14 protein-coding genes, 2 pseudogenes and 1 riboswitch are annotated in these 22230 nt (G+C 34.8%); all 16 genes and pseudogenes read left to right on the top strand.

Annotation, left to right across the window (positions count from 1 at the left end; translation table 11 throughout):
- Window positions 1-24: 24 nt before the first annotated feature.
- The 16 genes and pseudogenes from ACZZZT_RS25325 to ACZZZT_RS25250 all read left to right on the top strand — a co-directional run bounded on the left by ACZZZT_RS25325 (window position 25) and on the right by ACZZZT_RS25250 (window position 22173).
- The gene (locus ACZZZT_RS25325; protein ID WP_463462354.1) at window positions 25-735 is read left to right on the top strand and encodes a phosphoadenylyl-sulfate reductase; all 711 of its coding nucleotides are present in this window, start codon (window positions 25-27) and stop codon (window positions 733-735) included.
- A 199-nt stretch (window positions 736-934) separates the two neighbouring features.
- Window positions 935-1873, top strand: coding sequence for a sulfate adenylyltransferase subunit CysD (cysD, locus tag ACZZZT_RS25320; RefSeq protein WP_463462353.1), 939 nt, complete (start codon window positions 935-937; stop codon window positions 1871-1873).
- A gap of 139 nt (window positions 1874-2012) precedes the next feature.
- Window positions 2013-3256: pseudogene (locus tag ACZZZT_RS25315) on the top strand (sulfate adenylyltransferase subunit 1).
- Window positions 3257-3371: 115 nt separating this feature from the next.
- Window positions 3372-5462 carry a HEPN domain-containing protein gene (locus ACZZZT_RS25310; protein WP_463462352.1) on the top strand — a complete coding sequence of 697 codons (2091 nt, stop codon included), beginning with the start codon at window positions 3372-3374 and terminating at the stop codon, window positions 5460-5462.
- A complete protein-coding gene (gene cobA, locus ACZZZT_RS25305; protein ID WP_463462351.1) occupies window positions 5455-6228 on the top strand; it encodes a uroporphyrinogen-III C-methyltransferase in 774 nt (257 codons plus the stop codon). Before ACZZZT_RS25310 ends, cobA begins: the two co-directional genes overlap by 8 nt.
- Window positions 6229-6348: 120 nt before the next feature.
- Window positions 6349-6930 carry a precorrin-2 dehydrogenase/sirohydrochlorin ferrochelatase family protein gene (locus ACZZZT_RS25300; protein ID WP_463462350.1) on the top strand — a complete coding sequence of 194 codons (582 nt, stop codon included), beginning with the start codon at window positions 6349-6351 and terminating at the stop codon, window positions 6928-6930.
- Between the two features lie 96 nt (window positions 6931-7026).
- Window positions 7027-8079 carry an NAD(P)/FAD-dependent oxidoreductase gene (locus ACZZZT_RS25295; protein ID WP_042566166.1) on the top strand — a complete coding sequence of 351 codons (1053 nt, stop codon included), beginning with the start codon at window positions 7027-7029 and terminating at the stop codon, window positions 8077-8079.
- Between the two features lie 401 nt (window positions 8080-8480).
- Window positions 8481-8595: riboswitch (SAM riboswitch) on the top strand.
- A 310-nt stretch (window positions 8596-8905) separates the two neighbouring features.
- The gene (locus ACZZZT_RS25290; protein WP_463462349.1) at window positions 8906-9910 is read left to right on the top strand and encodes a homocysteine S-methyltransferase family protein; all 1005 of its coding nucleotides are present in this window, start codon (window positions 8906-8908) and stop codon (window positions 9908-9910) included.
- A 5-nt stretch (window positions 9911-9915) separates the two neighbouring features.
- The gene (locus ACZZZT_RS25285; RefSeq protein WP_463462348.1) at window positions 9916-10344 is read left to right on the top strand and encodes a hypothetical protein; all 429 of its coding nucleotides are present in this window, start codon (window positions 9916-9918) and stop codon (window positions 10342-10344) included.
- A 478-nt stretch (window positions 10345-10822) separates the two neighbouring features.
- On the top strand, window positions 10823-13498 hold the full coding sequence (metH, locus tag ACZZZT_RS25280) for a methionine synthase (RefSeq protein WP_463462347.1): 2676 nt from the start codon (window positions 10823-10825) through the stop codon (window positions 13496-13498).
- A 150-nt stretch (window positions 13499-13648) separates the two neighbouring features.
- Window positions 13649-14605 carry a methylenetetrahydrofolate reductase [NAD(P)H] gene (gene metF, locus ACZZZT_RS25275; protein ID WP_073394913.1) on the top strand — a complete coding sequence of 319 codons (957 nt, stop codon included), beginning with the start codon at window positions 13649-13651 and terminating at the stop codon, window positions 14603-14605.
- 108 nt (window positions 14606-14713) lie between these two features.
- Entirely contained in the window at window positions 14714-15367 is a 654-nt protein-coding gene (locus tag ACZZZT_RS25270) for a class I SAM-dependent methyltransferase (protein ID WP_463462346.1), read from the top strand.
- 102 nt (window positions 15368-15469) lie between these two features.
- Window positions 15470-16692: pseudogene (locus ACZZZT_RS25265) on the top strand (dicarboxylate/amino acid:cation symporter).
- 115 nt (window positions 16693-16807) lie between these two features.
- Complete coding sequence (locus ACZZZT_RS25260; protein WP_463462345.1) at window positions 16808-18211, top strand: pyridoxal phosphate-dependent decarboxylase family protein; 1404 nt, start codon at window positions 16808-16810, stop codon at window positions 18209-18211.
- Window positions 18212-18506: 295 nt separating this feature from the next.
- Window positions 18507-20852, top strand: coding sequence for a TonB-dependent receptor (locus ACZZZT_RS25255; RefSeq protein ID WP_463462344.1), 2346 nt, complete (start codon window positions 18507-18509; stop codon window positions 20850-20852).
- 91 nt (window positions 20853-20943) lie between these two features.
- Window positions 20944-22173, top strand: a complete 1230-nt coding sequence (locus tag ACZZZT_RS25250) for a DUF4374 domain-containing protein (protein ID WP_463462343.1) — start codon at window positions 20944-20946, stop codon at window positions 22171-22173.
- Window positions 22174-22230 lie beyond the last annotated feature (57 nt).

The following is a 22230-nucleotide window of genomic DNA, read 5'->3' as shown; positions in this document are numbered from 1 at the left end:
GATTTTTTAGGAAGGAAAGAGAATATGAGCGCGACAATTATACAATCATTATTAGATACAACAAAAGATCTTTCGCTTGACGAAACATTAGCTTTTTTGGCAAATGAATTTCCGGGAAAAGTGATTTTTTCGACATCTTTTGGTCAGGAAGATCAGGTAATTACAGATTTTATTGCAAAAAGTAATACTGATATTACCATTTTTACATTAGATACTGGAAGACTATTTCAGGAAACTTACGATGTTTTTCATAAAACATTAAAAAAGTACAAAAGACCAATTGAGGTTTATTTTCCGGAAGCAACAGCAGTAGAAAATTTACTGAAACAAAAAGGCCCAAACAGCTTTTATGAATCGGTAGAGAATAGAAAAGAATGCTGTTTTATTCGAAAAGTAGTTCCGCTACGAAAAGCTTTAGCGGGAAATTCAGTTTGGATAACAGGTTTAAGAGCAGAACAATCGGAGAACAGACAAGATTTGAATTTGTTTGAATACGATGGAGGTTTCGAAATCATCAAATTTAATCCATTACTAAAATGGACTTTAGAAGAAGTTGAAGCGTATTTGCAAGAAAACAATGTTCCTCAAAATGCTTTACACAAACAAGGTTTCGTAAGTATAGGATGCGCGCCATGTACAAGAGCAATTTTTCCCGGAGAAGATATCAGAGCCGGAAGATGGTGGTGGGAATCAAGCCATAAAGAGTGTGGTTTGCATAGCGCTAAGAAAGAGTAAAGAAGCAAGAGAATAGAGTAAAGAGAATAGAGTAAAGAGAATAGAACAAAGAGAATAGAACAAAGAGGAAAGAATTAAGATTTAAAGTTCCGGAGGAACGATTTATATTGTAGCGTCGGGTTTTAACCCGATGGAGAATAGAATAAAGAATATAGAGAATAGAATAAAATGTTGAGAGTATCAGAATCAAGCAAAAAACTTGAAACTTGAAACAAACAAAATATCAAACAAAAAAACAATGAGTTCAGTATTAAAAACAAACGCTTTAGAGAGTGAAGCAATATACATTTTCAGAGAAGTAATTTCACAGTTTGACAAACCGGTTTTACTTTTCTCTGGAGGAAAAGATTCTATAACATTAGTGCGTTTGGCACAAAAAGCATTTTTCCCTGCAAAGATTCCGTTTCCTCTTTTGCACGTTGATACGGGACATAATTTCCCTGAAACAATTGCTTTCAGAGATAAATTAGTAGAAGAATTAGGTTTAGAGTTGATCGTTCGTAATGTTCAGGATGCTATTGATGAAGGAAAAGTGGTAGAAGAAACCGGGAAATATTCTAGTAGAAACAGCTTACAGACAACAACACTTTTAGATGCAATCGAAGAATTTAAGTTTGATGCATGTATTGGTGGAGCGCGTCGTGATGAAGAAAAAGCAAGGGCAAAAGAACGTATATTTTCAGTTCGAGACGATTTTGGTCAATGGGATGAAAAAAATCAACGTCCGGAGTTATTTGATATTTTGAACGGAAAAATAGAAAATGGTCAAAATGTTCGTGTTTTCCCAATTTCAAACTGGACAGAATTAGATGTTTGGAGTTATATTGAAAAAGAACATATTGAGATTCCGTCAATCTATTTTTCGCATAAAAGAAAAGTTTTTTTGAGAGACGGTTTAATCTGGTCGCATTCTCCTTATGTGTATCAGGAAGAAGACGAACAAATCGAAGAACGAATTGTTCGTTTCAGAACCGTTGGAGATATGAGTTGTACAGCTGCAGTTGAATCTTATGCTGCAACAATCGAAGAAGTGGTAGGCGAAATCAGATCGTCAACCATTTCTGAAAGAGGAGCCAGAATCGATGACAAACGTTCTGAAGCCGCAATGGAAAAGAGAAAACAACAAGGATATTTTTAATTATTAATTGTGAATTATAAATTATTAATTAAAAAGTAAAAACAAAAAAACATACAGATTTAAACTTTAGTTCAAAGGGAATCAACTTTAAACTTGAAACCTGAAACAAAATTTTTAAACCTGAAACAAAAATATCAGAATGGAAGTTTTAAAAATAGCAACAGCAGGAAGTGTAGATGACGGAAAAAGTACTTTGATAGGAAGATTATTGTACGATACAAAATCATTGACCACAGATAAAATCGAGGCAATCGAAAAAAGTAGTAAACAAAAAGGGTACGATTATCTTGATTTTTCTTTGGCAACTGATGGATTAGTAGCAGAGAGAGAACAAGGAATTACAATTGACGTAGCACACATTTATTTTTCGACTGCAAAGAAAAGTTACATTATTGCCGATACTCCAGGTCACGTAGAATATACTAGAAACATGGTTACTGGAGCTTCGACTTCTCAGGTTTCTATCATTTTAATTGATGCCAGAAAAGGCGTAATTGAGCAAACATACCGTCACTTTTTTATCAATAATTTATTGCGAGTAAAAGAGGTAATTGTTGCGATTAATAAAATGGATTTAGTTGATTATTCTGAAGAAGTTTACAATAAAATCAAAGCTGATTTTCAAGCATTAAATGCAAAAGCACTTTCAAAGAGCAAAACGTAAGTTATATTCCGTTAAGTGCAATCAATGGCGGAAACGTAGTTGATCAATCTAAAGATATGCCTTGGTATACGGGACAAACTGTATTGGAGCATTTAGAAGGATTGCATTCTTCAGATGTTTTTGAAGCAGGAAAAGCACGTTTTCCGGTTCAAACGGTTATTCGCCCGAAAACAGAAGAATACCACGATTTTAGAGGTTACGCAGGAAAATTATACGGAAATTCAATTAAAGTTGGAGATGCTGTAACGGTTCTTCCTTCTTTAACAGAATCAAAAGTTTCAAAAATTCACTTTTTCGATAAAACATATGATGAAGCCGTTGCAGGTTCATCGATCACAATTGAATTAGAAAATGATATCAATGTGACAAGAGGAGATATGATTGTAAAATCATCTGAACTTCCAAAAATTGAAAAAGAAATCACAACAACAGTTTGTTGGATGGACAGTAAAAAACTGGTTGCGGGTACAAAATATATTGTACAGCACAACACAAACTCGGTTTTAGCAAAAGTAGAAAGTATCAAAAATACAATCTCAACCGATTATTCAGGAACAAAAGAAGCATCGCAATTAGCGATCAACGAAATTGGAGAAGTAACCATCAAATTAAGCAAGCCTTTATATTTTGATGCCTATAACGATAACAAATCAAACGGAGCATTTATCTTAATTGATACAGCAACGAACACAACAGCAGGAGTAGGATTCATTAGATAGTTTTCACTGCTGTAAGCAATAAGCTTTAGGCTGTAAGCTTTTAGCAAAAAATGTATAACACGGTACGCAAGAAAGCCTACAGCTTATTGCCTAAAGCCTAAAGCATTAAAGAAAAATGGAAAGTTTTAGAACAGAAATAGAAAATCCGATAGTTCAAAAAGAGATTATCGATCTTGAAAAAAAGATTCATTTATTCCGTGGAGGAAAAATTGATGATGAGCGTTTTCGTAGTCTTCGTTTAGCACGTGGAATTTACGGACAACGTCAGGAAGGCGTGCAAATGATTCGTATTAAATTGCCTTACGGTAAAGTAACGAGCGAACAATTGGTGCGTATTACTAAAGTTTCTGACGAATATTCTACAGGTCGTTTGCACATTACAACACGTCAGGATATCCAGATTCACTACGTAAGTTTAGACAGAACTCCGGAACTTTGGGCAAATTTGGCTAAAGACGATATCACGTTGCGTGAAGCTTGTGGAAACACAGTTCGTAATATTACAGGAAGCGAATTGGCTGGTGTAGATGTAAACGAACCGTTTGATGTTTCGCCTTATGCACACGGACTTTTCCAATATTTATTAAGAAACCCGATTTGTCAGGAAATGGGACGTAAATTCAAAATTTCGTTCTCGTCATCTGATGAAGATACGGCTTTGAGTTATTTACACGATTTAGGATTTATTCCGAAAGTTGTGGATGGCGTTCGCGGATTCAAAATCATGTTTGGTGGCGGTTTAGGTTCTCAGCCAGCACATGCTGAATTACTTTCAGAGTTTGTTCCGGCAAATGAAATCATTCCAACTGCAGAAGGAATCATCCGTATTTTTGACCGATATGGTGAGCGTGCAAAAAGAATGAAAGCGCGTATGAAATTCTTAATCAAAGAAATGGGAAGAGATGTTTTCCTTGATTTAGTTGAAAAAGAGAAAAAAGCAATCGCTTTTGAAACCTACGAAATTGACACAACCGCTTTTGAAGGTGCAATTCCGGAACCATTATTAGAAGTTCCGCAAGTTACAATTGAAGATACCAAAGCTTATGAAACCTGGAAAAAATCAAATGTAATTGTTCAAAAACAAGCGGGTTATTATGCTATCGGAATCAAAGTTTTATTAGGAGATTTTTATACGGATAAAGCGAGATTATTAGCCGATTTAATTAAGAATTACGCAGCAAATGAATTACGTTTTTCATTGCGTCAAAATATTGTAATACGTCACGTAAAAGAAGAGAATCTTCCTTTCTTTTATCAGGAATTAGCCAAACTGGACTTTGTTCATTTAGGGTATAATTCTACAGCAGATATTACAGCTTGTCCGGGTACAGATACTTGTAATTTGGGGATTGCAAGTAGTACCGGGATTGCAGAAGAATTAGAAAAAGTATTGAATGCCGAATATCCTCAGTATTTGAACAATCAGGAAATTGAAATCAAAATCTCGGGTTGTATGAATGCATGTGGTCAGCACAATATGTCGGCAATTGGTTTTCAGGGAATGTCGATCAATTCAGGAAAACTAGTAGCTCCGGCATTGCAGGTTTTATTAGGCGGAGGAAGATTAGGAAATGGCGCAGGACGTTTTGCAGATAAAGTAATCAAAATTCCAAGCCGTAGAGGACCAGATGCTTTGCGTACAATCTTAAATGATTTTGATGCGAATGCAAATGGAGAAAAATTCCTAAACTATTACGATGCAAAAGGAGAGAAATATTTCTATGAAATTTTAAAACCTTTTGCAGATGTAACCAATTTAACAGAAGCTGATTTCGTTGATTGGGGTAACGCAGACAATTACGTAAAAGCAGTTGGAGTTGGAGAATGTGCAGGTGTTGTGATCGATTTAGTGGCAACTTTATTGTTAGAAGCAAAAGATAAATTGACATTTGCTCAGGAATCATTCAACGAAGGAAAATGGTCTGATGCTATTTACCATGCTTATGCTGGATTTGTAAACGGAGCGAAAGCATTGTTGCTTTCAGAAAACGAAAAAACAAATAATCACGCAGGAATTGTTGATTTGTTTGATACTGTTTTTATTGCAACTAATAAAATTGTATTGCCAACAACATTCAGAGAATTGGTTTATCAAATCAATCAAAATGAACCAAGTGAAGCGTTTGCAAAACAATATATCGAAGAAGGAATTGCATTTTTTGCAATTATAGAAAAATACAGAGCTCAAGAATTAGCAAATGCTTAATATTAAACCAAAAGTAACTTTAGTCGGTGCAGGTCCCGGCGATCCGGATTTGCTTACGCTGAAAGGTGTAAAAGCATTGGCTGAAGCGAATGTGGTTTTGTACGATGCATTGGCCAATGATGAAATATTAGCGCATGCTCCCAAAAATGCCATCAAAATTTTTGTTGGAAAAAAGATAGGTAATCACGCTTATACGCAGGATCAAATCAATCAATTGATTGTTGATAATGCATTGACTTACGGAAATGTAGTGCGATTAAAAGGTGGTGATCCGTTTATTTTTGGGCGGGGAAGCGAAGAAATTGAATTTGCAGAAAGTTTTGGAATCGAAACAGTTGTCATTCCCGGAATTTCTTCAGTAGTGGCAGTTCCGGCAAGTCAGGGAATCTCAATTACAAAAAGAGGTGTTTCAGAAAGTTTCTGGGCAATCACAGGCACAACTTCTGACAGAAAATTATCTTCAGATGTGGCTCTGGCAGCTCAATCATCTGCAACAGTTGTTATTTTGATGGGAATGCACAAATTGCCTCAAATTATCGATTTGTTTCAAAAAGAAAACAAAGGAGATTTGCCTGTAGCAATTATCCAAAACGGAACAACCAAAGATGAAAAAGTGGGAGTGGGAACAGTAAATTCAATTTTAGAAATTGTAAAAGAGAAAAAACTAAGTTCGCCAGCAATTATCGTTCTTGGAGAAGTTGTGAGAGAAAGCAATAAATTAAAAGGATTTTACGAAGAATTTCTATCAAAAGAAATCGTCAGATAAAATCCCAGAGGGATTAACAATATTGTAGCGTCGGGTTTCAACCCGATGTACGTATAGCATATAAAAACAATACTGTTAAAAATAAATCCTCTAATTTTGATTGGATGAAATTAAATTAAAATGGAACAGAACGAATTATATCCGATATTCTTAAAACTTCACAATCTGAATGTTTTGATTGTGGGCGGAGGAAATGTTGGACTAGAAAAGCTCTCTTTTTTACTAAAATCGAGCCCAAATGCAAATGTTGAGGTAGTGGCGCCGGATTTTCATTTAGAAATTAAAGTTTTAGCAGAAAGTCATCCTTCAATTAAATTGACGGAATCGAAGTTTAAAAAGAAAATGCTCAAAAAACGCCATATGGTAATCGCTTGTACCGATGATTTAGAAGTCAACAAAAGAGTATATGATTTATCCAGAAAGCGTTATTTGATTTGCAATATTGCCGATACGCCAGATTTATGTGACTATTATTTAGGCGGAATCGTAACGAAAGGAAATGTAAAAATTGCAATTTCGACCAACGGAAAATCGCCAACAACTGCTAAAAGATTGCGGGAGTTTTTCGAAGAAGTAATTCCGGAAGATATCAATCAAATGGTCGAAAACCTCAATGAATATCGCAAAACCTTAAAAGGCGACTTTGAAGAAAAGGTAAAGAGAATGAATGAAATTACATCTTCACTAAAAAATAAGGAGTAAAAAGTTTCACAAAGAAATCAATGACAAAAATCATTGGCAGTAGAATAAATTATTCGTTTCTTTGTATTATTAAGAATGATTATAAACAACACCATAATGATTAAAACAGATATACTTATAATTGGAGCAGGACCAACAGGTTTATTTGCCGTTTTCGAGGCAGGATTATTAAAATTAAAATGTCATATTTTAGATGCTTTGCCACAAGCAGGAGGACAACTTTCAGAATTGTATCCAAAAAAGCCTATTTATGATATTCCTGGTTTCCCTGAAGTTTTAGCAGGAGATTTAATTGATAACTTACAAGAACAAATTAAGCAGTTTGAACCAGGTTATACATTAGGAGAACGCGCAGAAACAATCGAAAAACAAGAAGACGGAAGTTTTATTGTAACCTCAAACAAAGGAACTAAATTTCACGCGCCGGTTATCGCCATCGCTGGAGGTTTAGGAAGTTTTGAGCCTCGTAAACCACTTATAGAAGATATCGAGTTTTATGAAGATAAAGGAGTAAAATACTTCATCAAAAATCCGGAGAAATTCAGAGATAAAAGAGTTGTAATTGCCGGAGGAGGAGATTCAGCTTTAGACTGGAGTATCTTTTTGGCCAATGTAGCTTCAGAAGTAACTTTAATTCACAGAAGAAATGAATTTAGAGGAGCTCTTGATTCTGTAGAAAAAGTACAGGAATTAAAAACATCTGGAAAAATTAAATTAATTACACCAGCAGAAGTTATCGGAATCAATGGTGCTGAGCACGTTGAATCGTTAGATATCGAAGAAAACGGAGCACACCGTAAAATCGAAACAGATTTCTTCATTCCACTTTTCGGATTAACGCCAAAATTAGGACCAATCGCAGACTGGGGATTAGAAATCGAAAAAAATGCCATTAAAGTAAACAATGCATTAGATTATCAAACTAATATTCCGGGAATCTTCGCTATTGGAGACGTAAACACATACCCAGGAAAATTAAAATTGATTCTTTGTGGTTTCCATGAAGCAACTTTAATGTGTCAGGCTGCATACGCAATCATCAATCCGGGTAAAAAATACGTATTAAAATATACAACAGTTTCTGGAGTAGACGGTTTCGACGGAACTCGTAAAGAAGCGCCAAAAGCAGTTGTGAAAGCGATTGTCTAATTTAAGGTTCTAAGGTACTGAGGTACTAAGATTTTTTATATTAGGAAAGCTCAAACTATTTAGTTTGAGCTTTTTTTAATCCTGGAGGGATGTAATATTTATAGAATTATGCATATCTATTGGGAAAACCCAGCGGGGCGACATATAATTATTTATAAAAATTATGTCGCTCCGCTGGAGCTTTGATTAAACGTATAATTGTTTGCTATAAACATGATGCTCCGCTGGAGCTTTATTAAAAAACATTAATTAGAATTTTAAACTTAGCACCTCAGTACCTTAGCATCTCAGCACCTTTAAAAAAAACTTAGAACCTCAGAATCTTAGCTCCTTAGAACTTAAAAAAAACTTGCAAGTCGCAAGGCTATTTCATACCTTTGCACTGTTCTTAAAATTATTGAAAGTTATCACGAAAGGCGGAGGGATAGACCCGATGAAACCTTAGCAACCCTTTATCATAAAGAAGGTGCTAAATTCTACTTTATACTAGTTCATAGTATCAAAGATAGATAACAAAAATACATTACACGTATTTCTCAACTTTTCCTGACAACCATACAATATTATTTTACTGAATTCAGTATCATGAGCGAATCATTGACGCATTTTTTGCTGTCATCGTTCCCGCTTTCGCCTTTATCTCTCCGTTTCACTACGAGGATACCGGCTCAATCGGGGCTAGTTAGCCATGAATAGTGAGTTTTTGGAATTAATGTGAATCAAAACGCGTATCGTAAAAGGTTTTCAAAGCCTATTAGGTATGTTTTAAATAATAGAATAAAAAAGCTTAGTGTCTTAGCGTCTTCGTGGCAAAAGGCAAGTAGTCATGGCAATAACAATTCAGGAAGCAATTAAAAAAAATATCCTAATCCTTGATGGAGCAATGGGAACGATGTTGCAGCGTTATAATTTCTCCGAAGAAGATTTTCGTGGAGAGCGTTTCAAAGATTTTCCACATCCGTTAAAAGGAAACAACGATTTACTATCCATAACACAACCACAAGCGATTCGCGATGTTCACGCCGCGTATTTTGATGCCGGCGCTGACATCGTAGAGACCAATACTTTTTCAGGAACTACGATCGGTATGGCCGACTATTTCCTGGAAGATTTGGTTTACGAGTTAAACTACGAATCGGCTAAAATTGCCAGACAAGTAGCCGATGAATTTACCGCTAAAAATCCGGACAAACCACGTTTCGTTGCCGGTTCAATAGGGCCAACAAACCGTACGGCAAGTATGTCGCCAGATGTAAACGATCCGGGTTACAGAGCCGTAACGTTTGATGATTTGCGTATTGCCTACAAGCAACAAGTAGAAGCTTTAATGGATGGCGGATGCGATTTACTTTTGGTAGAAACCATTTTCGATACGTTAAATGCAAAAGCAGCACTTTTTGCGATCGAAGAAGTAAAAGACGAACGTAATCTTGATATTCCAATCATGGTTTCAGGAACGATTACCGATGCTTCAGGAAGAACACTTTCGGGACAAACGGTTGAAGCATTTTTGATTTCAGTATCACATATTCCGTTATTAAGTGTAGGTTTCAATTGCGCTCTTGGAGCTGATTTGTTGAAACCGTATTTAAAAACATTATCTCAGCATACACAGTTTAACGTTTCGGCACATCCCAATGCAGGTTTGCCAAACGCTTTCGGACAATACGATGAAACGCCGGAACAAACTCAGGCTTTAATTAAAGAATATTTAGACGATAATTTAATAAACATCATCGGCGGTTGTTGCGGAACGACTCCTGATCATATAAGATTAATTGCTGAAGTAGCGAAGGGTTATAAGCCGAGAGTGGCGCCGGTATTCGCGTAAAAAAAATGAAAGAAACTAACATTAATACAAATTTGATAGGTCCAATTCTTCTTATTGCCATAATATTTTTGTTGTTTTTTCTTGCAAGTAAAGATGCCAATGAATATAATGAGTATAAGAAAACATTCAAAGGCGAAACTATTGGGTTTGTAACCAGAATTGAACGCGAAGGAAAAAGAGATCATTTAAAGTATTATTTCTACTCTGGTAGAAAAATTTTATCAGAGGTTTCTAGTAGAGAGTATAAGCTTGTAAATAAGTTTTTTAAAGTAAAATACGATTTGAATAACCCAGAAAATAACTATATAGTTTTAGAAGAAGAGTTAGAACCTGATTCCATTTCATTAGTTAAAGCAGGATTTACTAAAATAAAATATTACATATATGATGCAGGTGTAACTTGTAAATATATAGAGAACTCAAAGTGGAAATAAAAGTTCTGGAGAAACGAAATGTTTTTTTAGAATGTGGGATATTAGGATGAGATTGCTTCGTTCCTCGCAAAGACAAGTAAGCCGAAGAAATAAAAGTTCCGGAGGAACGAAATATTGGTAGCAACGGAATTTATTCCGTTGAAAATGATAAAGATTCACAACAAAAGTTCCGTAGGAACGACATATATAGGTTCAAAGATTTGAAAACGATTATTGAAAACGTGAAAAAAACATAAATATCTTATGAAACCAAAATTGCGTGAGGGATAGGAGTGGATAGCCCACAGCCTGACGAAGGAAGAGCGAGGACTAGGAACGGATAGCCCGATTCGCCGCGGCGAACACGCCCAAAATAAGATTATTGAAAACGAAATATACCTACAAGGTTTCGAAAACCTTGCAGGAAAGAAAAGAATAAAAAAAACTCAGAACCTTAGTCCCGAGGCTTCGGGATCAGGATCTTAGTAACTTAGAAAAAATGGCAGAAAAAAGAAGAGACCTTGTATTAGCAGGATTAGAACCGTTGATTATTACGCCCGAAAGTGTTTTTGTAAACATTGGGGAGCGTACGAATGTAACGGGTTCGAGAAAATTCCTTCGCTTAATCAAGGAAGAGAAATATGACGAGGCGCTTGATATTGCAAGACAACAAGTAGAAGGTGGAGCACAGATCATCGATATTAATATGGATGAAGGAATGCTTGATGGTGTTCAGGCAATGACAAAATTCCTGAATTTAATTGCATCAGAACCGGATATTTCGAGAGTTCCGATTATGATCGACAGCTCGAAATGGGAAATCATCGAAGCGGGTCTTAAAGTAGTACAAGGAAAAAGTGTTGTCAACTCGATTTCGTTGAAAGAAGGAGAAGAAGCTTTTATTCACCATGCCAAATTAATCAAACGATACGGAGCTGCGGCTATTATCATGGCTTTTGACGAAGTTGGTCAGGCCGATAATTTTGAACGTAGAGTCGAAATTTGCCAGCGTTCGTATGATATTTTGGTTGATAAAGTTGGTTTTCCTCCACAAGATATTATTTTCGATTTAAATATTTTTCCCGTTGCAACCGGAATGGATGAACATCGTTTGAATGCGATCGATTTTTTTAGAGGTACAAAATGGGTTAGAGATAATTTGCCACACGCACATATAAGTGGTGGAGTAAGTAACGTTTCGTTTTCTTTTAGAGGAAACGATACGGTTCGTGAAGCGATGCACTCGGTATTTTTATACCACGCGATTCAGAACGGAATGACGATGGGAATTGTGAATCCGGAAATGCTTTCGATTTACGATGATATTCCGAAAGATTTATTAGAACACGTTGAAGACGTAATTCTAAACAGACGTGACGATGCGACAGAACGACTTTTGGATTTTGCCGAGAACGTAAAAGGCGAAGTAAAAAGTGATGAAAAAGCGATTCAGGAATGGCGTTTAGGAACGGTTCAGGAACGTATTACACATTCATTAGTAAAAGGAGTTGACGCTTTTATTGAAATTGATGTTGAAGAAGCACGTCTGGCAGCAACAAAACCAATTGAAGTTATCGAAATCAATTTGATGACAGGAATGAATGTCGTTGGAGATTTATTCGGAAGCGGAAAAATGTTCTTGCCTCAGGTTGTAAAATCGGCACGTGTAATGAAAAAAGCCGTAGCTTATTTATTGCCTTATATTGAAGCCAGCAAACAAGCCGGCGACAAACAAGGAAACGGAAAAATTTTGATGGCAACCGTAAAAGGTGACGTTCACGATATTGGTAAAAACATCGTTTCGGTGGTTTTGGCCTGTAACAATTATGAGATTGTAGATCTTGGTGTTATGGTGCCTCCGGAAAAAATTATTGCTGCAGCGATTGAACATAACGTAGACATTATTGGTTTAAGCGGACTGATTACGCCTTCGCTTGACGAAATGGTTTATCTGGCTAAAGAATTAGATAAACAAGGAATTAAGATTCCAATTATGATTGGCGGAGCAACAACTTCACGTGCGCATACTGCCGTTAAAATCGCTCCGCAATATAGAGAAACTGTAATTCACGTAAACGATGCTTCGCGTGCTGTTACGGTTGCAGGAAACCTGTTAGATCATAATCGTAAAATATATGCAAGCGATATTCGTGCAGAATACGATTCGTTTAGAGAAACGTTTTTAAATCGTTCAAGAGATAAAAACTTCTTGAGTATTGAAGATGCACGTAAAAATAAAATGCAATTAGATTGGAGTGAATACACGCCGACAAAACCAAAATTTATTGGAAAACAAACCGTCGAGGTTGAACTAGATGTTTTGGTTCCGTATATCGACTGGACGCCATTTTTTCAAACTTGGGAATTGCATGGAAAATATCCTGCGATTTTAACAGATGAGGTTGTGGGTAAAGAAGCAACTTCTCTTTTTGCAGATGCTCAGGAAATGCTGAAAGTAATTTTGGCTGAGAAAAAACTACAAGCAAAAGGTATTTATGGAATTTTTCCTGCGAATCAGGTTGATGATGACGATATCGAATTGCGTGATAAAAATGGAAAAGTTTTAGAGAAATTCTTAACGCTTCGTCAGCAATCACAAAAAACAAAAGGCGCGCCGAATATTGCATTGTCTGATTTTATTCTGCCAAAAGAAAGCGGGATAGAGGATTATATGGGAGCTTTTTGTGTGACAACCGGTTTTGGTGTAGACGAATGGGCCGCAGAATTTGAGAAGGATTTGGATGATTATAATTCGATTATGGTTAAGGCATTGGCCGATCGTTTTGCTGAGGCTTTTGCCGAATATCTTCACGAAAAAGTTCGTAAAGATTTCTGGGGTTATGATATAGAAGAATCTTTAACAAACGAAGAATTAATTAAAGAAAATTATAAAGGAATTCGTCCGGCGCCAGGATATCCGGCTTGCCCGGATCACCTGGAAAAACCAACGATTTGGAAACTCTTAAATGTAGCCGAAGAAATTGGAGTTACGTTAACGGAAAGCATGGCAATGTGGCCGGCTTCATCTGTTTCAGGATATTATTTCGGAAATCCGAAAAGCAGGTATTTCGGACTCGGAAAAATAAAAGAAGATCAGGTGGTTGATTATGCCAAACGACGTAACGTGCCAACAGATTACGCAATGAAATGGTTAAACCCTAATATAGCAGACTAAGAAAAGTTTTTTTGTTTCAGGTTTCAAGTTCTCTAAAGCAACTTGAAACCTGAAACCTGAAACAAAAAAAGATATTTGATTTATGTTTTTGATTCAGATTTTTTACACAAACAACTCAAAACTCATAATTCATAACTCATAATTTAAAGAATGAAAGTAACAGAACATATAGAAAACGCTAAAGGAAATACATTATTCTCATTTGAACTTATCCCGCCTCAAAAAGGGAAAAGCATTCAGGAATTATACGATAATATCGATCCGTTGATGGAGTTTAAACCGCCATTTATTGATGTAACAACTTCACGCGAAGAATACATTTATATTGATAAAGGCAACGGACTTTTGGATAAAAAGTTAACTCGTATGCGTCCGGGAACACTTGGAATTTGCGCTTCTATAAAACATAAATATAATGTAGATACTGTACCACACTTGCTTTGTGGTGGATTTACGCAGGAAGAAACAGAATACATGTTGGTTGATTGTCAGTATTTGGGAATCAACAACGTAATGGCTCTTCGTGGTGATGCCATGAAAGATGAACAATCTTTTGTACCAAAAGTTGGTGGTAATAGTTTTGCTATTGATTTGGTAAGACAAATCAACGATTTAAATTGCGGAAAATATCTGCATGAAGTTATGGATGCCGACAATAAAGCTGATTTTTGTATTGGAGTTGCGGGATATCCTGAGAAACATTTAGAATCTCCTTCATTACAATCAGATTTAAAAAGACTGAAAGAAAAAGTAGATGCAGGAGCAGATTATGTGGTGACACAAATGTTTTTTGACAATGCTAAATATTTTACTTTTGTAGAAAAAGCGAGAGAAATGGGTATCACAATTCCTATTATTCCGGGAATTAAACCAATCGCCGTTCAAAGACATTTACAAATTTTACCACAGATTTTCAGAATTGATTTACCGGAAGATTTAATCGATGCTGTTGATAAATGCAAAAACAATGCAGAAATAAAACAAGTAGGAATCGAGTGGGCAATTCAGCAATCGTTAGAATTAAAAGCCGCCGGAGTTCCTGTTTTACATTATTATTCAATGGGAAAATCTGAAAATATTCGCCAAATCGCGAGTCAGATTTTTTAATATTTAAATACAATGCTGTAATCTTTGTCAAAGTTCAAAACTTTGACAAAGATATTGCTAGCTTGGAATTTGGGAGTTAAAGTTTGGAATTTTTTAAATTTAAACATTATGGAAAAAGAAGAATTACAAGCGATAGCTTCTCAGCTAAAACATCCAACGGGAGAAAAAGGAATTGAAATGGCAAATATGATGAATGAAACCAACATCAATATGACACGCCATTCTGTTCAAAATCTAAATATAAAAGCCGGAAATTCTATTTTGGAATTAGGTCGCGGAAATGCGGGACATGTAGAATTTTTATTAGAACAAGCAGAAAACTTAAAATATTACGGACTGGAAATGTCTGAACTAATGTTTCAGGAAGCACGTCAGATCAACAGGAATTTTGTCTCTCAAAAACAAGCTTTATTTTCGCTTTATGATGGAAATACAATTCCGTTTGAAGAGGATTCTTTCGATAAAATATTTACCGTAAATACTATTTATTTTTGGCAGGAACCAGAAAAATTACTTCTGGAAATTTACAGGGTTCTGAGACCAAACGGAAATTTCTGCCTCACATTTGCAGAAGAAGACTTCATGAAGAAACTTCCTTTCACTCAATTTGAATTTGAACTCTACAACACCGAAAAAGCACAGCAATTAATAAAGAAAACACCTTTTAAAATTGTTTATACAGAAACTCAAACAGAGAAAGTAAAAAGTAAAACAGGAGAATTGGTTGACAGAGCATTTACTACATTGGTTTTAGAAAAATAACAAAAAGTTAGAATAATAATTTTCGAACTCTTTTTTTGAGTACTTTAATTGATTTTTTTATTGCAAGTTTCTATTTCTGAATCCTAAATACTTTTTATAATTATGGAAGTTAAAAAAATCAATTTTCTCAAAAGTTACAGTAGTATTCTGTTGCTTCTTGGAGGTATTATGCTGGGAAGTATTTTAGGCCTTTTTTTGGTAAAAATGTCATGGTTATAAAACCGCTTGGCGACATCTTTTTAAACTTACTTTTTACTGCAATTATTCCGTTAATATTTTTCACGATTGCTTCTTCTATTGCCAATTTAGAAAGAACAGAAAAGTTAGGGAAACTTTTCATTATTATGATTGCTGTATTTTTAGCCACAGTTCTAATTTCGGCAATAGTTATGATTGCAGCAGTTTATGTTTTTCCTATCCATCAAAATATTATAATTTCTAAAGTTCCGATTGAAAATATTGAGTCAGCAAGTATTGGCGAACAAATTGCACAATTGCTTACGGTAAATGATTTCTTCGAATTGTTGTCCAGAAAAAGTATGCTGGCGCTTATTATTTTTTCGTTTTTAATTGGATTTGCCAGTTTACAATCCGGAGAAAAAGGAAGCAGTTTCAGAAGTTTTCTGGATTCAGGAAATGAAGTTATGAAACAATTACTGAATATGATTATGAAATTGGCACCAATAGGTTTGGGCGCTTATTTTGCTTATCAGGTTGGCGTTTTCGGACCGCAATTATTTGGTGTTTATGCCAAACCGTTAGGGATTTATTATGGTGCTTGTATATTCTATTTCTTTGTGTTTTTTAGTTTGTATGCTTTTGTTGCAGGAGGTAAAAGAGCATTTAAAGTATTTTGGAGTAACAATATTACGCCTGCTTTAACAGCTGTAGGAACTTGCAGCAGTATTGCTACAATTCCCGCAAATCTCGAAGCGGCAGAAAGAATGAATATTCCAAATCATGTAAAAAACTTAGTTATTCCGCTCGGCGCACCTTTGCATAAAGATGGTTCCAGTATGTCATCTATCTTAAAAATAACAATTCTTTTTGCCATGTTTGGAAAAGATTTTACCGAACCTTCAACCATACTTTTAGCCTTAGGAATTACTGTAATTGTTTCTATTGTAGAAGGCGGAATCCCGAATGGCGGATATATTGGAGAAGTCTTAGCAATTACTGTTTACGGATTGCCAATGGAGCAAGCGTTGCCTGTAGCTATGATTTTAGGAACTTTAGTCGATCCAATTGCTACTTTATTAAATGTAAATGGCGATTTAATTTGTTCGATGATGATTTCGCGATTTTCCGAAAAAACAAAATGGTAGGTTATTTATAAATTCCAAAGTTTTAAATTCCAAATTCCAATTTCTAAACTCAAATTCTGCGTTATCTGCAAATTCTGCGTGAAAAATAAATAGCAGTTTCATTAAAATAAATAATATGAATTCAGTATTACAACACGATCTAAATGATCTCGAAAATATTTTAGAAAAAGCAAAACAACAAGGAATAGATTTCTTAAATGATCTGGAAAATATTCCAACTTCTAATAAAAACTCAATTGATTATACCAGAGAATTAAACGAATTAGGCTTAGGCTCTTTGAGTGCGCTGAAAGAATTTAATGAACGATTGGCACCTTTGATGGTTGCTTCTCCGGGGCCACGGTATTGGGGTTTTGTTACCGGAGGATCAACACCGGCTTCTATTGTGGGCGATTGGCTGGCTACAGTTTATGACCAAAATACGCAGGCCATAAAAGCACAAGGCGGTGCTTCGGCATTAATTGAATTTGAAACTATCAATTTATTATTGCAATTATTTGAGTTACCTGATTCTTTTTTAGGCGGATTTGTAACGGGAGCCACGATGTCAAATTTCACCAGTTTGGGAGTTGCGAGACAATGGTTTGGGAAACAATTTGGGAAAGATTTTGCCAAAAACGGAATTTCAGAACCAATTAATATTTTGACTGCAACACCACATTCTTCATCAATAAAAGCATTGGCAATGTTAGGAATTGGAAGTAATAATTACACGACAATTAAAACAATTGAAGGCAATCGTGAGGCAATTGACATTCTTGATTTAGTAAAAAACATTGAAAACTTAAACGGAAAACCTTTTATATTAATTTCGAGTGCCGGAACTGTAAATACTGCAGATTTTGATGATTTCAACGCAATTTCAAAACTAAAAGAAAAATACAATTTCTGGTGGCATATTGATGCCGCTTTTGGTGGGTTTGCAGCAGTTTCGGATAAATTTAAACACTTCGTTGAAGGTTGGGAAGGCGCAGATAGTATTACAATTGATTGCCATAAATGGTTGAATGTTCCTTATGAAAGTGCTTTTTATTTAATTAAAAAGGAGTATGCAAGTGTACAGATTGAAACGTTTCAGAATTCGAATGCGCCTTATTTAGGAAATCCGTTGGAGAATTTTAATTATCTGAATGTATTGCCTGAAAATTCAAGACGTTTAAGAGCTTTGCCGGTTTGGTTTTCATTATTGGCGTACGGAAAGGAAGGGTTTTGTGATATTGTAGAAAACAGTGCTTCAATGGCTTTGCATTTTGGGAATAAGCTTATCGAAGATGAAAATTTTGAACTATTGGCGCCAATTCGTCTTAATAATGTTTGTTTTACTTTAAAAGGAGATCACAATCAGGAAAAAGTTTCTCCATTTCTGACTGAACTTAATGATCGCGGCAAGGTTTTTATGACACCCACGGTTTATCGCAACAGAAAAGGAATCAGAGCTTCATTTGTAAATTGGCGAACTACAGAAAATGACATTAAAACCGTAATTGAAGAAATGAAAGCTGTTTTTTTAGAAATATAACAAAATCATAAGTATTTATTAAAAGTCCTGTTTATCCATAAACAGGACTTTTTTTGTGAATTTTTGTAAGTTTTTTAATAAAATGTTTTTATCTTTTTTTAACCCTTTTGATTATTTTTTAAGCAATTATTAAGACTAAATTAAGTTAATCTTAATAATTGAGTCTTTTTTTTGAGAAAAAACAGTTTAAAAGTTAATTACAATCCTTATTTAGAATAATTAAATATAATTTGGAAAAACCCATTAGAGAAGTTAATTTTGTGCCAAATTTTAACTGTCATTCAAATTTTAAATAATGCAAATAAAAAGATTGTTAATCTTGATGCTGGTTTTGCTGGCATCAATTCAGGGTTTTTCGCAAAGTAGTAAAGTAAATTTAACCGGTATCATTTTAACAGATAGTGGTCAGCCTGCTGAAGGTGTTTCTGTAGCATTAAAAGGAACAGCTTATTCAACATTAACAAATGAAAAAGGAGAATATGAACTAAGTGCCGAACCGGGCAATTATGTTTTATCAGTTACCTATGTTGGGTATAAATCAAAGCAAACAAAAATTAATCTGCAATCTAATCAAACTGCACCAAGCATTAGTATAGAAGAAGATATGGCGGCTTTGGATGAGGTTCAGGTAACAGGTAAAACAAAGGTACAACGAGTGAGGGAACAGGCTTTTAATATCACGGCTGTTGACTTAAAGCAACTTTATAATACTTCAGCTGATTTGAATCAGGTATTAAATAAAACTACTGGTGTACGTGTACGCGAATCAGGAGGAATGGGATCGGCTTTTAATTTCTCTTTAAATGGATTTTCGGGAGATCAGGTTAAATTTTTTCTAGATGGAATTCCTATTGACAATTACGGCTCATCTTTTACTTTAAATAATATTCCTGTAAATATGGCTGAACGTATCGATGTTTATAAAGGCGTTGTACCAATTGAATTAGGAGGTGATGCATTAGGTGGAGCGGTAAACATTGTAACAAATAAAAATGTAAATCATTATATAGATGCTTCTTATAGTTTTGGCTCTTTTAATACACATAAAGCAGCTATTAATACCAGATTTACAAGTAAAAAAGGATTGGTAGCAAATATTAATGCTTTTGCTAATTATTCGGACAACAGTTATAAAGTCGATGCAAGTATTCCGGATTCTTTTTCAGGAGTATATGGGCCAATTCAAAAACTTAAACATTTTCACGATGGCTATAAACAGGGTACGGTTATGGCAGAAGTTGGAGTGAAAGACAAAAAATATGCAGACTATTTATTAATTGGGGCTGCTGTAAGTGCTAATAAAAAAGAAATACAACAAGGAACAACAATGTTAAGAGTTGTTGGTGATGCTTTTACAGATAGTCAGAATTTTGTTCCTTCGATAAAATATAAAAAATCAAATTTATTTACTAAAGATTTGACAGCCACTTTAGCTGCTTCTTATAACATTGCACAAGAACGAACTGTCGATACCTCATCTGCAAGATATGATTGGTCTGGACATTATGAGATTAAAAGTTATGAAAGTGGAGGAGAAATAAATACGGTTAAAACTTTAATGGTATTTGATGTAAAATCACTTCAGAGTAATGCAAATCTTAAATATGACTTAAACGAGAATAATTCTTTCGCCCTTAATTATACTTATTTAGGCTATAAACGTAAGCAGGATAACGAGTATACAACTACAGATATACCAACAGAACCTTACATCAATAAAAATATACTTGGGCTTTCTTATAGTTTATCAGCATTAGAGAAAAGGCTTTCTTATACGGCTTTTGCCAAAATGCTTGATTTACACGGAGAAATAATGACCCAGGAAAATGGAGTAATAAAGCCTTCATTTAATGATTTAGGATACGGTACTGCTGCAGCTTATTTTGTAATTCCTGAGGAGTTTCAGGTGAAAGCATCTTATGAACATGCTTTTAGGCTTCCGTCAGCAATTGAATTATTAGGAGATGGTGGAGTTAGGATAAATCCAAATCCAACGCTTGAACCTGAAGTTAGTGATAATGTTAACTTAGGTTTCGCTTATAAAAAAACATACAAAGTCCATTCTTTTGCATTTGAAGGAAATTTGCTTTACAGAAAGGCAAATAATTTTATTCAGCCTCAATTAGATGGTAATAAAAGTATAAACGTCAACTTCAAAAATATTCAGGTAACAGGTATTGATGGAGTTATTCATTATGGCTACAAACAATGGTTCACTTTTGATTTAAATACTACATATCAAAAAACGCTGAACATGGACGATACACTTCTGCCAGGAACGAATCAGGTTAATTACTTATATAAAACGCAAGTACCTAACGTACCAATTTTTTATGGAAATGCTAATCTCGGTTTCTACTTTAAAAATTTAAAATACACTGACGATTTATTTACTATTAATTTATCGACTAGTTATGCAGGCAGTTATTATTTAAATCCTCCAACATTAGGAAAACAGAATAAAAAAGAAATTCCTGAACAGGTTTATTATTCAGCATCTTTAGCTTATTCACTAAAAAACGGTCGTTATAACATTGCTTTAGAATGCTTTGATATTACTGATGTGAAGTTATACGATTATTATAATGTGCAAAAACCGGGTAGATCATTTACTCTAAAGTTGAGATATTTCTTTATGTAGTTTAATCCGCCTTTTAAAAAAACAATTCAAATACAATCAATATAAAAATCTGTTAAACAACAGGAAAAAATTAATTAAAAATCAAATAGATATGAAAACAATTAAAAATTTATTAGCATTAACGCTAATGTCAGTTGCGTTTTTCTCATGCAGCAGTGATAATTCAGATGACAATACAACAGAAGGAAGTAAATATGTTTTAGGTTATCAAACAGCAACCTGGAATAGTAATTATATGTGGAGTTTTGATTCATTAGATCAATTAATGACCGGAACTATTGACATGACAGGAAAAGGAATTGAGCAAGGTGGTTCATATATTCCACTTGCAAATACTATGTTTGCTTGCGATACAGAAGTAGAAGGAGCTGCTCCTTTTTATTTAAATGCTGCTAGTCAATTAGTTGCTGGAAACCGCGTGTTTATTGAATCACAGTTTGCATATGGAGTGACAGATGACGATAAATTATTAATTGTTGGTGCTTCTTGGGAAGGAAGTTCTACAGATAATGAATTAATTATTTATGATCCGGTAAAACAGGCTATTACAGGTCGTAAATTTAATAATTTTGCTACAACTACAGGGCGTTTTGATTTTCCAACAGGAGTAACTGTTGTAGGAGATAAAGTATTCGTTTCTGTATTTGATAGAGATGCAAGCGATAACTGGGCTATTGATCAAAAACAAGCTTATATCAGAGTTTATGATTATCCATCATTAAACTTTGTGAAGAGAATCGCTGATACACGTACAACTGCAGTAGGAATGTATTATACAAATACTGGGATCATTCGTACAGATTCAGGTAACGTTTATACTTTCTCTTCAAATGCTATGGCTGCTGGTTATGTTGCAATAGAAGACGAACATTCTGGAATTTTGCGTATTAATAAAGGACAGACTGATTTTGACGCTAATTATTTCTTAGATATCCAGGCAAGTACTCTTAACGGAAAAGTAATTGCTGCATATCCACTTGGAGGCGAAAAAGCATATATTGTTTACCTTCCAACAGAAGACGATACGGTTGATTGGGGATTCCTTAATCATTCTTCATACAAGTTTAAATCTGCAATTATAGATTTACCTTCTAAAACTATAACTCCGGTTACAGGATTACCTCTTCACGCTGGTGATAGTTATTTTGGAGTTGGAAGTTTATTTGTAGAGGATGGAAACGCTTACAAAGCTTTTGTAACTAATGATGAAGTTCGTGTTTACAAAATTAATATCGCAACTGGTGTTGCAACTGCAGGAGCAAAAGTTACTGGAGGTGGAACTGATATTTCAGCTATTACAAAATTAACTCCAAGACAATAATTCTAAGATTTTTTTAATTACATAACCATATAATCAATGCCTCGACGGGTATTGATT

It is taken from the genome of Flavobacterium sp. AC274 (genome assembly GCF_979258275.1).
Note: the sequence above shows the minus strand (reverse complement) of the source record. Positions and strands in the feature narration are given on the sequence as shown.